Annotated in this window: 10 protein-coding genes and 1 pseudogene; 6 read left to right on the top strand and 5 right to left on the bottom strand. The window is 72.6% G+C overall.

The window, feature by feature from the left end:
* The first annotated feature begins 13 nt into the window (after window positions 1-13).
* Together serC and AC068A_RS11825 are read left to right on the top strand one after the other, a co-directional pair.
* On the top strand, window positions 14-1,132 hold the full coding sequence (gene serC, locus AC068A_RS11830) for a phosphoserine transaminase (protein ID WP_478583867.1): 1,119 nt from the start codon (window positions 14-16) through the stop codon (window positions 1,130-1,132).
* Between the two features lie 94 nt (window positions 1,133-1,226).
* Window positions 1,227-4,400, top strand: a complete 3,174-nt coding sequence (locus AC068A_RS11825) for a sacsin N-terminal ATP-binding-like domain-containing protein (RefSeq protein ID WP_478583865.1) — start codon at window positions 1,227-1,229, stop codon at window positions 4,398-4,400.
* 43 nt (window positions 4,401-4,443) lie between these two features.
* Here the strand turns inward: AC068A_RS11825 and AC068A_RS11820 are convergent, their stop codons facing one another.
* The gene (locus tag AC068A_RS11820; protein ID WP_478583863.1) at window positions 4,444-6,900 is read right to left on the bottom strand and encodes an HAD-IC family P-type ATPase; all 2,457 of its coding nucleotides are present in this window, start codon (window positions 6,898-6,900) and stop codon (window positions 4,444-4,446) included.
* Window positions 6,901-7,039: 139 nt separating this feature from the next.
* Window positions 7,040-7,417 carry a DUF2530 domain-containing protein gene (locus tag AC068A_RS11815; RefSeq protein WP_478583862.1) on the bottom strand — a complete coding sequence of 126 codons (378 nt, stop codon included), beginning with the start codon at window positions 7,415-7,417 and terminating at the stop codon, window positions 7,040-7,042.
* Window positions 7,418-7,560: 143 nt separating this feature from the next.
* Between AC068A_RS11815 and AC068A_RS11810 the strand changes: the two genes are divergently transcribed.
* Window positions 7,561-9,021, top strand: a complete 1,461-nt coding sequence (locus tag AC068A_RS11810) for an NCS2 family permease (RefSeq protein WP_478583860.1) — start codon at window positions 7,561-7,563, stop codon at window positions 9,019-9,021.
* A gap of 42 nt (window positions 9,022-9,063) precedes the next feature.
* On the opposite strand, the gene AC068A_RS11805 is transcribed toward AC068A_RS11810, so the two are convergent.
* Window positions 9,064-10,344: an RNA-guided endonuclease InsQ/TnpB family protein gene (locus AC068A_RS11805; RefSeq protein WP_478583858.1), complete on the bottom strand. Its 1,281-nt coding sequence runs from the start codon at window positions 10,342-10,344 to the stop codon at window positions 9,064-9,066.
* A 23-nt stretch (window positions 10,345-10,367) separates the two neighbouring features.
* Between AC068A_RS11805 and AC068A_RS11800 the strand changes: the two are divergent.
* Window positions 10,368-10,541: pseudogene (locus AC068A_RS11800) on the top strand (transposase); the annotation flags it as partial.
* Window positions 10,542-10,649: 108 nt separating this feature from the next.
* Here AC068A_RS11800 and AC068A_RS11795 read toward each other — a convergent pair.
* Complete coding sequence (locus tag AC068A_RS11795) at window positions 10,650-10,826, bottom strand: ribbon-helix-helix protein, CopG family (protein WP_478583857.1); 177 nt, start codon at window positions 10,824-10,826, stop codon at window positions 10,650-10,652.
* Between the two features lie 190 nt (window positions 10,827-11,016).
* Here AC068A_RS11795 and AC068A_RS11790 point away from each other — a divergent pair, with 190 nt between their 5' ends.
* Window positions 11,017-11,454 (top strand): MarR family winged helix-turn-helix transcriptional regulator, encoded by a 438-nt coding sequence (locus tag AC068A_RS11790; RefSeq protein ID WP_478583855.1) that lies wholly within the window; start codon window positions 11,017-11,019, stop codon window positions 11,452-11,454.
* Window positions 11,455-11,479: 25 nt separating this feature from the next.
* Entirely contained in the window at window positions 11,480-12,850 is a 1,371-nt protein-coding gene (locus AC068A_RS11785) for an MFS transporter (protein ID WP_478583853.1), read from the top strand.
* A gap of 135 nt (window positions 12,851-12,985) precedes the next feature.
* On the opposite strand, the gene AC068A_RS11780 is transcribed toward AC068A_RS11785, so the two are convergent.
* Window positions 12,986-14,065, bottom strand: a complete 1,080-nt coding sequence (locus tag AC068A_RS11780) for a WD40 repeat domain-containing protein (protein WP_478583852.1) — start codon at window positions 14,063-14,065, stop codon at window positions 12,986-12,988.
* Between the last annotated feature and the right edge of the window lie 22 nt (window positions 14,066-14,087).

Raw genomic sequence — 14,087 nt, 5'->3', positions numbered from 1 at the left:
ATACGCTCCGCTCGTGGCTGAGATCCAGATTCCCGCTGACATCAAGCCCGCCGACGGACGCTTCGGCGCGGGCCCCTCCAAGGTGCGGATCGAGGCGCTGGACGCCCTCGCCGCCACCGGTACCTCCCTGCTCGGCACCTCACACCGCCAAGCCCCGGTCAAGAACCTGGTCGGCTCGGTCCGCCAGGGCATCCGCGACCTGTTCTCGCTGCCCGAGGGATACGAGGTGATCCTGGGCAACGGCGGCTCCACCGCTTTCTGGGACATCGCGACCGCCGGGCTCATCGAGCGGAAGTCCCAGCACCTCACGTTCGGCGAGTTCTCGTCCAAGTTCGCCAAGGCCGCCAAGCTCGCTCCGTGGCTGGACGAGCCGTCCGTGATCTCCTCCGAGCCGGGCACGCACCCCGACCCGGTGGCCGAGGCGGGCGTGGACGTGTACGCGTACACGCACAACGAGACCTCGACGGGCGTGGCGGCGCCGATCCGGCGCGTCGCGGGCGCCGACGCCGGCTCGCTGGTGCTGGTGGACGCGACCTCGGGCGCCGGCGGTCTGCCCGTCGACATCACCGAGACCGACGTCTACTACTTCGCCCCGCAGAAGTCCTTCGCCTCCGAGGGCGGCCTGTGGCTGGCCGCGTTCTCCCCGGCGGCCCTGGAGCGGGCGGCGCGCGTCCACGCGTCCGGCCGGCACGTCCCGGAGTTCTTCTCGCTGCCGACGGCGATCGACAACTCGCTGAAGAACCAGACGTACAACACCCCGTCGCTGTCGACGCTCTTCCTGCTGAACCAGCAGCTGGAGTGGATCAACGGCCAGGGCGGCCTGGAGTGGGCGACCGCCCGTACGGCGGCCAGCGCGCGCACCCTGTACGGCTGGGCGGAGGCGTCGAAGTACGCGACCCCGTTCGTCGCGGACGCCGGCAAGCGGTCCTCCGTGATCGGCACGATCGACTTCTCGGACGACATCGACGCGGCCGCCGTCGCCAAGGTGCTGCGCGCCAACGGCATCGTGGACACCGAGCCGTACCGCAAGCTCGGCCGCAACCAGCTGCGCGTCGCGATGTTCCCGGCGATCGACCCGGCGGACGTGCAGGCCCTCACCGCCTGCATCGATCACGTCATCGAGAACCTCTGACCCGTCGCGGCGCCTGCCCTCCCTCCGGTGTCGGGGGAGGGCGGGCGCGGCACGCGATACCTTCAAGACCTCGGCAATTCTTGGAGGAAGCGGCGTGAGCGTGCGAGTGACGGCGGCCCAGGACGGCACGGACCCCTTCGGCACGGCCCGGCTGCGGCGCGGGGTCATCGATTCCTGGGCGTCGGCCCCGTCCCGCTTCCGCGAGGACGCCAACGCCGAGGAGGATCTGGCCCTCGGCGGCTACCGCGACCGGCTCGTCGTCGAACTCGCCCAGAACGCCGCCGACGCCGCCGCCCGCGCGGGCGTGCCCGGCCGGCTGCGGCTGACCCTGTACACCGGGAACGGCGAACCGCCGGTCCTCGCCGCCGCCAACACCGGCGCCCCGCTCGACGCCACCGGCGTGGAATCTCTGAGCACCCTGCGCGCCTCCGCCAAGCGGGAGTCCACCGCCTCCGGCGACACCGTCGGCCGCTTCGGCGTCGGCTTCGCCGCCGTCCTCGCCGTGTCCGACGAGCCCGCCGTCCTCGGCCGGCACGGCGGCGTGCGCTGGTCCCTCGCCGAGGCCCGCGAGCTGGCCCGGGAGGCCGCCGCCTTCAGCCCCGGCCTCGGCGACGAACTGCGCCGCCGCGACGGCCACGTCCCCCTGCTGCGCCTGCCGCTGCCCGCCGAGGGCACCGCGCCCGAGGGGTACGACACCGTCGTCGTCCTCCCGCTGCGCGACCCCGCCGCCGAGGACCTGGTGCAGCGGCTGCTGGCCGGCATCGACGACGCGCTGCTGCTCACCCTGCCCGGCCTGCACGAGATCACCGTCGACACCCCGGCCGGGGGCACCCGTACCCTGCGCCGCACCACCGACGGCCCGTACACCGTCATCGAGGACTCCCGCGACACCGCCGCCTCCCCCGGCGCCCCCGGCACCGCCGGGCAGACCCGCCGCTGGCGCACCGTCCGCCACACCGGCCCCATCGAGCCCGCCCTGCTCGCCGACCGGCCCGTCGAGGAGCGGCTGCGGCCCTCCTGGACCGTGTCCTGGGCCGTGCCCGTCGACGCCGCGGGCGCGCCCGTACGCCCCGCCACCGCACCCGTCGTCCACGCCCCGACCCCGACCGACGAACCCCTCGGCATCCCCGCCCTGCTCATCGCGACCCTGCCGCTGGACACCGCCCGCCGGCACCCCGCGCCCGGGCCGCTGACCGACTTCCTCGTGGAGCGCGCGGCCGACGCGTACGCCGAACTGCTGGGCACCTGGGAGCCCGTGGCCCCCGAGCTCGTGGACCTCGTACCGGGGCCGCTCGGCAAGGGCCTGCTGGACGGCGCCCTGCGCACCGCCGTTCTCCAGCGGCTCCCCCGCACCGCCTTCCTCGCCCCCGCCGCACCCGCCGAGGACACCGCCGAGCCCGGGGAGCGGGCCGCGCTGCGCCCCTTCGAGGCCGAGGTCGTCGAGGGCGCGGGCGCCGACACCGTACGGGTCCTCGCCGAGGTGCTCCCGACCCTGCTGCCCGCCGGACTGGAACGCCGCCCCGAACTGCGCACCCTCGGGGTGGGCCGGCTGCCGCTGGGCGACGCCATCGAGCGGATCGCCGGCATCGAGCGCACCCCCGCGTGGTGGCACCGGCTGTACGACAGCCTGGCCGGCGTCGACCCGGACCGGCTCTCCGGCCTGCCCGTGCCGCTCGCCGACGGCCGCACCACCATCGGCCCCCGCCACGTGCTGCTGCCCGAGGCGGACACCCCGAAGGACCTGGCCCGGCTGGGCCTGAAGGTGGCCCACCCGGACGCGGCGCACCCGCTGCTGGAGAAGCTGGGCGCGCTCCCGGCCACACCCCGCGCGATCCTGACGACCCCGCAGGTACGGGCCGCGGTGGCGGCCTCCCTCGACGCGGGCGAGGTCTGGGACGAGGACGAGGCCGCCCTGGACACCGACGAGCTGGCCGAGGTGGTCCTGGGCCTGGTCCGCGACGCCGACCTGGCGCCGGGCGACGAGCCGTGGCTGGGCGCGCTGGCCCTGCCCGACGAGGACGGCGAGCCGGCCCCGGCCGGCGAGCTGCTGCTGCCCGGCTCGCCGCTGGCCGCCGTCATCCGCGAGGACGAGGTGCCGTACGTCGACGCCGACCTGGCCGCCCGGTGGGGTGCCCAGCCGCTGACCGCCTGCGGGGTGCTCGCCGGCTTCCAGCTGGTCCGCGCCACCGACGTGGTCCTCGACCCGGACGAACTCGAACCCCGCGACGGCGACTACGCCGAGCCCGACGACGTCGGCCTGCTGGACGCGGTCGACGTGTGGTGCGAGGACGTCCTCGACCAGCTCCCGGACACCCCGCTGCCGCCGGTCGCCACCGAGATCGTCGCCGTGCGCGACCTCGACCTCGTCGACGACGACTGCTGGCCGCAGGCCCTGGCCATGCTGGCGCAGCCGCCGCTGCGGGACGCCCTGACCCAGCCCGTGCGGATCCTGCTGCCCGACGGCACCACCCGGGCGGTGCGCCCGTACACCGCCTGGTGGCTGCGCGACCACCCGGTGCTCGACGGCCGCCGCCCCGCCGGGCTGCGCGCGGCAGGCACCGACCCGCTGCTCGCCGGCCTGTACACCTCGGCGGACGCCACCGGCTTCCACGACGAGCAGGTCCTGCGGGCCCTCGGCGTACGCACCTCCGTGGCCGCCCTGCTCGACGAGCCCGGCGGCGCGGCCGAGCTGCTGGCCCGGCTCGCCGATCCCGAGCGGCCGGTCACGGACCGCCAGCTGCACGCCCTGTACGGGGCCCTGGCCGACCTGGAGCCCGAGCAGGTCACGCTGCCCGACGAGCTGCGTGCCGTGGCGGACGGGGAGCCGGTGGTCGTGGACGCCTCCGATGCGGTGATCGCGGACGCCCCGGACCTGCTGCCGCTGACCGCGGGCCTGCCGCTGCTGCCGGTGGCCCCGGCCCGCGCGGCCGACCTGGCGGACCTGCTCCAGGTGCGCCGGCTGTCGGAGACGGTCCCGGCGGAGGTCAGCACGCCGGGCGAGGAGCACGAGGTCCCGGAGGCGGTACGGATCCTGCTGGGTCCGGCGACCCCGCAGACGTACCTGGAGCACGAGGAGCTGGTGGCGGGCGGCGTCGAGCTCGACTGGCGGGTCACCCGGGACGGCGTGCTGCACGCCTCCACCCTGGAGGGCGTGGCGGCGGGCCTGGCCTGGTCGGCGGGCCAGTGGCCGCGCCGCTTCGAGGTCGCGGCCCTCCTGGAGGACCCGTCCCGCACGGCGGAACTCGCACGCGACCGGTGGTTCGACTAAGCGGCCTCGGCCGGGCCGGCCGGGCCTGACCGGCCGGCCACGGCTATTCCGGGAGGCGGCGGTCCACCCAGCGGAAGGTGACTTCGATCAGGGCGGCCGCCGCCACGGCGATGCCGACGGCCGTCCACGGCATCTGCGCGCCCACCAGCTTCAGCTGGAAGAAGTCCTGCAGCCAGGGGACGGCCAGGACCAGCAGGAAGGCCCCGCCCATCGCCGCGACCAGGGCGATCCGCCACCACGTGTACGGGCGGGCGATGATCGCCAGGACCCACATGGAGGTCAGGAACAGCGTCAGCGTCGCCGCGCTCGTCTCGGCGTTCAGGGCGTCCGCGCCGGTGTAGTGGTGGCGGGCGACCAGGTACGTGAGGAAGGTGGCCACCGCCGCGATCACCCCGCCCGGGATCGCGTACCGCATCACGCGTCTCACGAAGTGCGGCCTGGCGCGCTCCTTGTTCGGGGCGAGGGCCAGGAAGAACGCCGGGACGCCGATGGTGAGCGTCGACAGCAGCGTCAGGTGCCGCGGCAGGAAGGGGTACTCCACCTGCCAGCAGACCACCAGGATCGCCAGCAGCACCGAGTACGCGGTCTTGGTGAGGAAGAGGGTGGCGACGCGCGTGATGTTGCCGATGACGCGGCGGCCCTCGGCGACCACCGACGGGAGGGTGGCGAAGCTGTTGTCGAGCAGGACGATCTGGGCGACGGCCCGGGTGGCCTCGGAGCCCGAGCCCATGCTGACGCCGATGTCGGCGTCCTTCAGGGCGAGCACGTCGTTGACGCCGTCGCCGGTCATGGCGACCGTGTGGCCGCGGGACTGCAGCGCGCCGACCATGTCCCGCTTCTGCTGCGGGGTGACCCGCCCGAAGACCGCGTGCTGGTCGAGTTCCTCGGCCATCGCGGCCTGCTCGTCGGACAGCCGGCGCGCGTCGACGGTGTGCTCCGCGCCGGGCAGGCCCAGCTTGCCGGCGACCGCGCCGACCGACACCGCATTGTCGCCGGAGATCACTTTCGCGCGGACGTTCTGCTCCTCGAAGTAGCGCAGGGTGTCCGCGGCGTCGGCGCGCAACCGCTGCTCCAGGACGACCAGCGCGGTCGGCCGGGCGCCGACGGCGACGGCGTCGTCGTCGAGCTCGCGGGCGACCCGGGCGAGCAGCAGGACGCGCAGGCCCTGCTCGTTCAGCTCGTTGATCTCGTCGAGGGCGGGGTCGCCGGACGGCAGCAGCACGTCCGGGGCGCCGAGCAGCCAGGTGGAGCTCTCCCCGTCGCCCTCGCTGAAGCTCGCCCCGCTGTACTTGCGGGCGGAGGAGAACGGCAGCGATTCGGTGCAGCGCCAGTCCGCGCTGTCCGGGTAGGCGTCGATGATCGCCTGGAGGCTGGCGTTGGGGCGCGGGTCGGACTCGCCGAGGGCGCCGAGGACCTGCCGGACGTACGAGGGCTCCGCGCCGTCGAGCGGGCGGAGCTCGGTGACGTCCATCCCGCCCTCGGTGAGGGTGCCGGTCTTGTCGAGGCAGACGACGTCGACCCGGGCGAGACCCTCGATGGCGGGCAGCTCCTGCACCAGACACTGTTTGCGGCCGAGCCGGATGACGCCGATCGCGAAGGCCACGGAGGTCAGCAGGACCAGGCCTTCGGGGATCATCGGGACGATGCCGCCGACGGTCCGGGCGATGGAGTCCTTGAGGCCGGTGTCCTTGACGACGAGCTGGCTGACGATGAGGCCGATGGAGGTCGGGATCATCATCCAGGTGACGTACTTGAGGATGGTGGAGATGCCGGAGCGCAGCTCGGAGTGGACCAGGGTGAAGCGGGTGGCCTCCTCGGCGAGCTGTGCCGCGTAGGCCTCGCGGCCGACCTTGGTGGCGGTGAACGCGCCGCCGCCGGCGACGACGAAGGACCCGGACATGACGGGGTCGCCGGGCTTCTTGAGGACCGGGTCGGCCTCGCCGGTGAGCAGGGATTCGTCGATCTCCAGGCCGTCGGCCTCGCCGACGACCCCGTCGACGACGACCTTGTCGCCGGGTCCGAGCTCGATGACGTCGTCCAGGACGATCTCGGAGGTGGAGACCACGGCGGTGCGACCGTCGCGGCGGACGCCGGGTTTGGCCTCGCCGATCACGGCGAGGCTGTCGAGGGTCTTCTTGGCGCGGAGCTCCTGGATGATGCCAATGCCCGTGTTCGCGAGGATCACGTAGCCGAAAAGGCTGTCCTGGAGCGGCGCGACGATCAGCATGACGACCCACAGGACGCCGATGATCGCGTTGAAGCGGGTGAAGACGTTCGCGCGGACGATCTCGACGGTGGAGCGGGAGGAGCGGACCGGGACGTCGTTGACGGCTCCGCGCGCGACGCGCTCGGCCACCTCGGCGGTGGTCAGGCCGCCGGGCCTGAACGGGGGCGCGGGCGGGCCGGCCAGGGGTGCGGGGGCCGGCCCGGTGCCCGGCCGGGCACCCGACTCGGCGCCCGGCTCGGAACCGTTCGAATCGATCTTCGCCCGCTGCGTCATGTTTTCGACGGTAAAGGCGGACTGTGCCGTTCACCCGCCGAGAGGGACGGATATCCGACTTCGGGATGAGGGAAATCGTCCTCTGGTCGGCATGTCCCATCCGGCACGCCGATGCGCTGTGCGCTCTCTGCGCGGTGCCCTATCCGGCGTCGCGGGCCGCGGGAGCCGGGTGCGTCCCGTCCGCCGCGCCGGCGTCCTGCGCGGCCTGCTTTGCCTGCTCTGCCTGCCCTGCCTGCCCTGCCTGCTCGGCCTGCTCGGCCTGCTCGGCCGCCGCGGCGGCGTGCCGCTTGAGCGCGGCGTCGCGGCCCCGGACGTACCAGATGCCGATCAGGCCGAGGCCGCCGCCGGCGGCGCAGCACCAGACCCACCACAGCAGGCCCCGGTCGGCGAACCACCCGTAGAACGGGAGCTGGACGAGGAACAGGACGAACCACACGACCGTGCCACCGATGATGGTCGCGACGACCGGGCCTTCCAGGGGCTCGGGCGCCTCGTGTTTCGCAGTCCATTTCGCCATGCCCACAAGTCTAGGCGGCGGAATTCGAGGTCTACGCGCGGAGATGGACGGGCTTTCGTTCATGTGTTCATACTGAAACGGTTTGGGCCAGGCCCAATTTCATCGTATGAACCCCCAATGGCCCCCCGCATTTCGAGGACCGCATGAGCACGTCGGCCCCCGCCCCGGCCTCCGCGCCGGCCGCGCAGCCCCCGGCCCCCGGCCCCCAGTCGGGCCTGGACCGCTTCTTCAAGATCACCGAGCGCGGCTCGACCGTCGCCCGCGAGGTCCGCGGCGGTTTCGCCACGTTCTTCGCGATGGCCTACATCATCGTGCTGAACCCGATCATCCTGGGCAGCGCGAAGGACATGTACGGCCACCAGCTCGACGGCGGCCAGCTGGTGACCGCCACCGTCCTGACGGCCGCCTTCACCACCCTCCTGATGGGTGTCATCGGCAACGTCCCGATCGCCCTCGCGGCCGGCCTCGGCGTCAACACCGTCGTCGCCCTCCAGCTGGCCCCGCGCATGAGCTGGCCCGACGCCATGGGCATGGTCGTCCTGGCCGGCTTCGTGGTGATGCTGCTGGTCGCGACCGGCCTGCGCGAGCGGGTCATGAACGCCGTCCCGCTCGGCCTGCGCAAGGGCATCGCGATCGGCATCGGCCTGTTCATCATGCTGATCGGCCTGGTCGACTCGGGCTTCGTCACCCGCATCCCGGACGCGGCGCACACCACCGTGCCGCTCCAGCTCGGCACCGGCGGCCAGCTGCTCGGCTGGCCCGTGCTGGTCTTCGCCGTCGGCGTGCTGCTGACCCTCGCCCTGCTGATCCGCAAGACGCCCGGCGCGATCCTGATCTCCATCGTGGCCATGACCGTGGTCGCCGTCGTCGTCCAGGCCGTGGTGCAGCTGCCCGCCGCCGGCTGGGGCCTGACCGTCCCGGAGTGGCCCGGCAACCCGGTGGCCGCCCCCGACTTCGGGCTCGTCGGCCAGGTCAGCCTGTTCGGCGGCTTCGGCAAGGTCGGCCTGCTGACCGGCTGCCTGTTCGTCTTCACCGTGCTGCTGTCCTGCTTCTTCGACGCGATGGGCACCATCCTCGGCGTCGGCGACGAGGCCAGGCTGATCGACGAGGACGGCACCTTCCCCGGCATCAACAAGGTCCTGCTCGTGGACGGCCTGGCCGTCGCCTCCGGCGGCGCGACCTCCTCCTCGGCCACCACCTGCTTCGTGGAGTCCACCGCCGGTGTCGGCGAGGGCGCCCGCACGGGCCTGGCCAACGTGGTCACGGGCGGTCTCTTCGCCGTGGCCCTGTTCCTCACCCCGCTCGCCACGATGGTCCCGTCCCAGGCGGCCACTCCGGCCCTGGTGGCGGTCGGCTTCCTGATCCTCGCGGGCTCGGTGAAGGACATCGACTGGAGCGACTTCACCATCGCCGTCCCGGCCTTCCTGGCCATGGTGACGATGCCGTTCACCTACTCGATCACCAACGGCATCGGCATCGGCTTCATCACCTTCAGCGTGCTGCGGCTGGCGACCGGGCGGGGCCGCGAGGTCCCGGCGGCCATGTACGCGGTCTCGGCGGTGTTCGTCTTCTATTACGCGATGCCCGCCCTGGGCCTCACGTGACCCCTTGAAGTGCTCTCCCGGATGAATCCGGGAGATTCCTGCTTACCTTGCGGTAGCGGGCTTGACGCGCTTCGCGCGCCTGACGACTGCCCTCCCGGCAGCCGGGACGAGCGCGAGGCCCACCCGGTACAGGTGCAAGACGTTCCGGGCCGCATTGTGGTCGGCGTTGCCCGACCAGCCGCACTCCGGGTTCTTGCACACGAAAACGGCCTGGGACTCCCGGCTCCCGGGCGTGGTGCGGCCGCACGCTGAGCAGCGCCGGGAGGTGCCGGGGGCCGGGACCATGTGCAGGGTGCCGCCGTGCCAGGCGGTCTTGTACGCCAGCATGGTGACCGTGCGGCCCCACGCCTCTGCGCTGATGCAGCGATTCAGCCCGGATTTCCGGGCGACGTTCCTTCCCGGCTCCTCGATGGTTCCCTTGGCGGACTTGACCATGTTCGTGATGGTGAGTGCTTCGACCACGACCGTGCCGTAGGCGCGGGCGATGGCGTTGGTCGTCTGATGCTGCCAGTCCAGGGCCCGGCGCTTGGCTTTCGCGCGCAGTCCTGCGATCTGGCCGTAGGTGCGGTGTAGCCGGCCGCTGGTGCGCTCGCCGGGCTTGCGGTGTGCCTTGCGCCGTGCGGCGCGCTGCTCCAAGCGCAGAAGCTTGGCCTTCTCCTTGCCGGTCAGCCACTCGCCGTGCTCGTACGTCTCACCGTCCGACAGAGCCAGGGGCACGGTGATGCCCACGTCGATACCGACCTCCGGCCCCTGATGGGGTGCGGGGTTGACCTCCAGGGTCTGGACGCGGAAGGCGATGTGCCAGCCGAGCACATCCTTGACCAGCCGCGCTCCGGTGATCCGGTTCTCCGCGCCTGCGCGCTTGCCCACGGGCAGGTCCCTGGTCCACCGGAACTGCACCCTGCCCACCTTGGGAATGTTGACCTGCCCCCACCGTCGGTGCACGCGGACGATGTTCAGGTCCCGGCCCTGCGGGATGTCCACAGACATCACCGTGCGCAGTCGGCTCTTGAAGTTCGGGGCGTCGGCGCGGCCCTCCCAGCAGTTCTTCCATGCCTGAAAGTAGGTCTTGAGGACCGCTTGCGCGGCCTGCGCGGGAAGGACGGCCAGGAAGTCGATGTCCTTGCGGGCCTGCCGGATCGCGGCGTCTGCGTTGGCGAGAGTCCGCTTTTCCTTCGGCATCATCCGCCACCAGGCGTGCAGCAGGTTCCACATCGTGCGGGCCGCGTGCGCCTGGCCATCGGCCTTCAACACCCCGGCAGGCGACAGCGCAAGCCGGGCGCGGTGCCCGAACTGCCTCCTGACCAGGGTGCCTTGACTCACGATCGTGAGCCTAGCGTTGGTCTGTGTCACCGCGCTGGAATCCTGACCCCGATGCCAGAACAGGTCGCCATGTTGTCTGCAACCTGCATGTTCATGTGGTTTTCGTCACCAAGTACAGGGTGAATGCGTTCACCGATGCCATGCCGACCCGCGCCGAAGAGATCATGCGGGAGGTCTGCGCCGACTTCGAGGCCGAGCCGTAGCTCGTCTGGCCGCCACCCCGGAGACGCAGAGCACTCCGGCGCTCCCCGCCTCCGGGACAAGGATGGCCTTCACGCCCGCCCTGGGCGGAGCACTGGCCAAGATCAGCGGTAGAACTTCTCCGTCTCGTCGACGGCCGCCTTGAAGCGCTCGTCGAAGTCATTGCGAATGAGCGTCCGGACGACATAGTCCTGGACGCTCATTCCGCGTTTGGCGGCGTGGATGCGGAGGCGGTCGAGCAGCTCCCCGTCTATGCGCATGCTGAGCACCTGTGTCCCCATGCGGACAGAGTCCTGGCACAGGGCGTGGCCGCGTGTCGCTTTTCCCGGCTCCCTCACCCGTACGAGTGATGGGTGGGTGACGCGTGCGAGTGACGAGAGACGGGTGCGTGACGCCGGCGCGACGCGGGCGCGACTGGGCCCGACGAAAATCCGTTGTTACTTAGCTAGAGTAATGAGTTACTCTAAAGACATGCTTGACCTCACCCATGGCGACGACGCCGCCGCCGTGAACGACCTGCGCTCCGCCGTCATGCGGCTGGGCCGACGCCTGAAGCACCAGCGCGTCGACGAATCGCTGAGCCCGACCGAGATGTCGGTCCTCGGCACCCTCGCCCGGTGCGGCCGGGCCACCCCGGGCGAACTGGCCCGCCGTGAGCACGTCCAGCCGCCGTCGATGACCCGCATCGTCGCGCTCCTGGAGGCAAAGGGACTGGTCAGGCTGGAACCGCACCCGGACGACCGCCGCCAGAAGGTGGTCAGCCAGACGGAGGAGGCCGAGGCGATGCTCGAAGAGAGCCGCCGCAAGCGCAACGCCTTCCTGGCCGGGCTCGCGGCAGAGCTCACCGAGGACGAATGGGCCAAGCTGCGCGCAGCCGCGCCCGTCCTGGAGAAGCTCGCCCACCTATAGGAACGACATCAGGAGGCGAAGGCCCTTGAGTACGGGAAACGGAGCATCCTCCGCACCCGGCCATACACCCACCCCTACCACTCGCACCGCGAGCCGGGCCCCGGGTTCCGCAAGGAACTCGCGGAACTCGATGTTCGGCTCACTGAGGATCCGGAACTACCGGCTCTTCGCCACGGGACAGGCCGTATCCAACACCGGCACCTGGATGCAGCGCATCGCCCAGGACTGGCTGGTCCTGTCCCTGACCGGCTCGGCCTCCGCCGTCGGCATCACCATCGCGCTGCAGTTCCTTCCGATGCTGGTCCTCGGCCTCTACGGGGGCGTCCTCGCGGACCGGCTGCCGAAGCGGCCGCTGCTGGTCGCCACCCAGAGCCTGATGGGCCTGACCGGCGTCGCACTGGCCGGGCTCACCCTCGCCGGGCACGTCCAGGTCTGGCACGTGTACCTGGCCGCGCTCCTGCTCGGCCTGATCACGGTCGTGGACAACCCCGCCCGGCAGACGTTCGTCTCCGAGATGGTCGGCCCCGGGCAGCTCGCCAACGCCGTCAGCCTGAACTCCGCCAACTTCCAGTCCGCGCGGCTGGTCGGCCCGGCCGTCGCCGGTGTGCTGATCACCGCCGTCGGCTCCGGCTGGGCCTTCCTGCTGAACGGGCTGTCCTTCGCCGCCCCCGTCGCCGGCCTGCTGCTCATGCGGACGGCCGAGCTGCACCCGGTCCGGCCGCAGCCGCGCGCCAAGGGCCAGCTGCGGGAGGGCCTGCGCTACGTCGCCGGGCGCCCCGAGCTGGTCTGGCCGATCGTGCTCGTCGGGTTCATCGGCACCTTCGGGTTCAACTTCCCGATCTGGCTGTCGGCCTTCGTCGGGGACGTCTTCCACGAGGACGCGGGCACGTACGGGTTCCTCAACACCCTGCTCGCGGCCGGCTCCCTGGCCGGAGCCCTGCTCGCGGCGCGCCGCGGGGTCTCGCGGCTGCGGCTGCTGGTCGCAGCGGCGGTCCTGTTCTCCGCCCTGGAGGTCGCTGCCGCGTTCGCGCCCGGCTTCTGGCTGTTCGCGGCGCTGCTCGTGCCGATCGGGATGTTCGGGCTGACGGTCAACGTCACCGCCAACGCGAGCGTCCAGACCGCCACCGATCCCGAGATGCGGGGCCGGGTGATGGCCCTGTACATGATGGTGTTCACCGGCGGCACCCCGATCGGCGCACCGCTGGTCGGCTGGATCACCGATGCGTACGGCCCGCGGATCGGCATGGCCGCCGGCGGCGCCGTGTCCCTGGCCGCGGCGGCCGGCATCGCGCTGGTCCTGTCCCGGGTCGGCAACCTCCGGCTGAGCGTCAGCCGCCACGGGGTGGCCTTCGTCCCGTCGAAGTCCGCCGGCGGCATCCTGGTGCGAGCCGCCTGACGGCCGCAGGCGCCGGCCGTGTGCGGCCCCTGTTCGGCCGCGGGCCGTGCGTGGCTGTTCGCGCAGTTCCCCGCGCCCCTGAGCGAGAGCCCCGGCCCGGCGGAGCACGCCAGGGGCGCGGGGAACTGCGCGAACTCAGGGGCGCGGCCGGCGGCGTACCAGGCGCTTGCCCGCCAGCACCAGGACCGTGCCCACCAGCAGCACCGCCGCCCCCTTCGTGAACCCGCCGCCGCCCTGGCCCTGCGGGGCCGCGGCGCCCGGCGGGGTCCCCGGCGACGGCGGGGCAGCCGGGCCCCCGGACCCGGCCGGGCCGCCCGCTGCCGGCTTCACCGGCACCGCCACCACCCGGCTGCCCTCCCCCTCCGCCCCGAACAGCAGCGTCGACCCGTCCGGCGAGTACGCCACCGACTCCGCCTGGCCCTGCCACGGCGCGTCCACCCGCTCGCCCTCGCCCTCCGGCCGGCCGTCCTTCCACGGGTACGTCCGGGCGAAGAAGTAGCCGCGCAGAGTGAGCCGGCTCCCGTCCGGCGAGAACGCCCCGTCCGTCACCCACGGCACGTCCGCCACCCGCCGGAACACGTTCGTCCCCGACGCGGTCAGCCGCTCCGGGCCCTCGTACAGCCCGCCCTTGTCCTCGCTCTTGCTCGCGATGTACACCCGGCCCGTCACCGGATGCACCATCAGCGCCTCCGCGTTGCGCGGCCCGTCGGCGTACTTCACCGTGAACTGCTCCCCCTCGACCGTGGCGTCCGCCAGCTGCTTCGGCTCCGGGAAGCGGTAGATCCACACGTGGTCCCAGGTGCCGTTGCGGTTGTCGCCGACGTCGCCGACGTACACCTTCCCGTCCGGCCCCACCGAGATGGCCTCCACGTCGCGCGGCTTGCCGATGCCGGTCAGCGTCAGGCGCGCCACGGTCTTCCCGGTCGCCGAGTCCACCGCGTACACGTAGGGGCCGTCGTCGCTGTCGTTGTGCGTCCAGTACACGCCCGGATGGCTCCGGCTCGCCGCCAGCCCGCTCGACTCCTTGATCCGCGGATCGGCGAGGGTGAACCCGGCCGGCGCCGGCGCCGGCGCGGGCGAGGGCGCGGCGGCCGCCCGGCCCGGCGCCACCGCGAGGACGGCGGCGGCCGCGACACCCGCTGCGGCAAGGGTGAACGGCGACGGGAGCGACGGGCACGACGGCAACGACCGGAACGACGGCAACGACAGGCGCATGACCCCAGCCTGCCAAAGCCGC

It is taken from the genome of Streptomyces sp. NPDC043854 (assembly GCF_056436005.1).
Note: the sequence above shows the minus strand (reverse complement) of the source record. Positions and strands in the feature narration are given on the sequence as shown.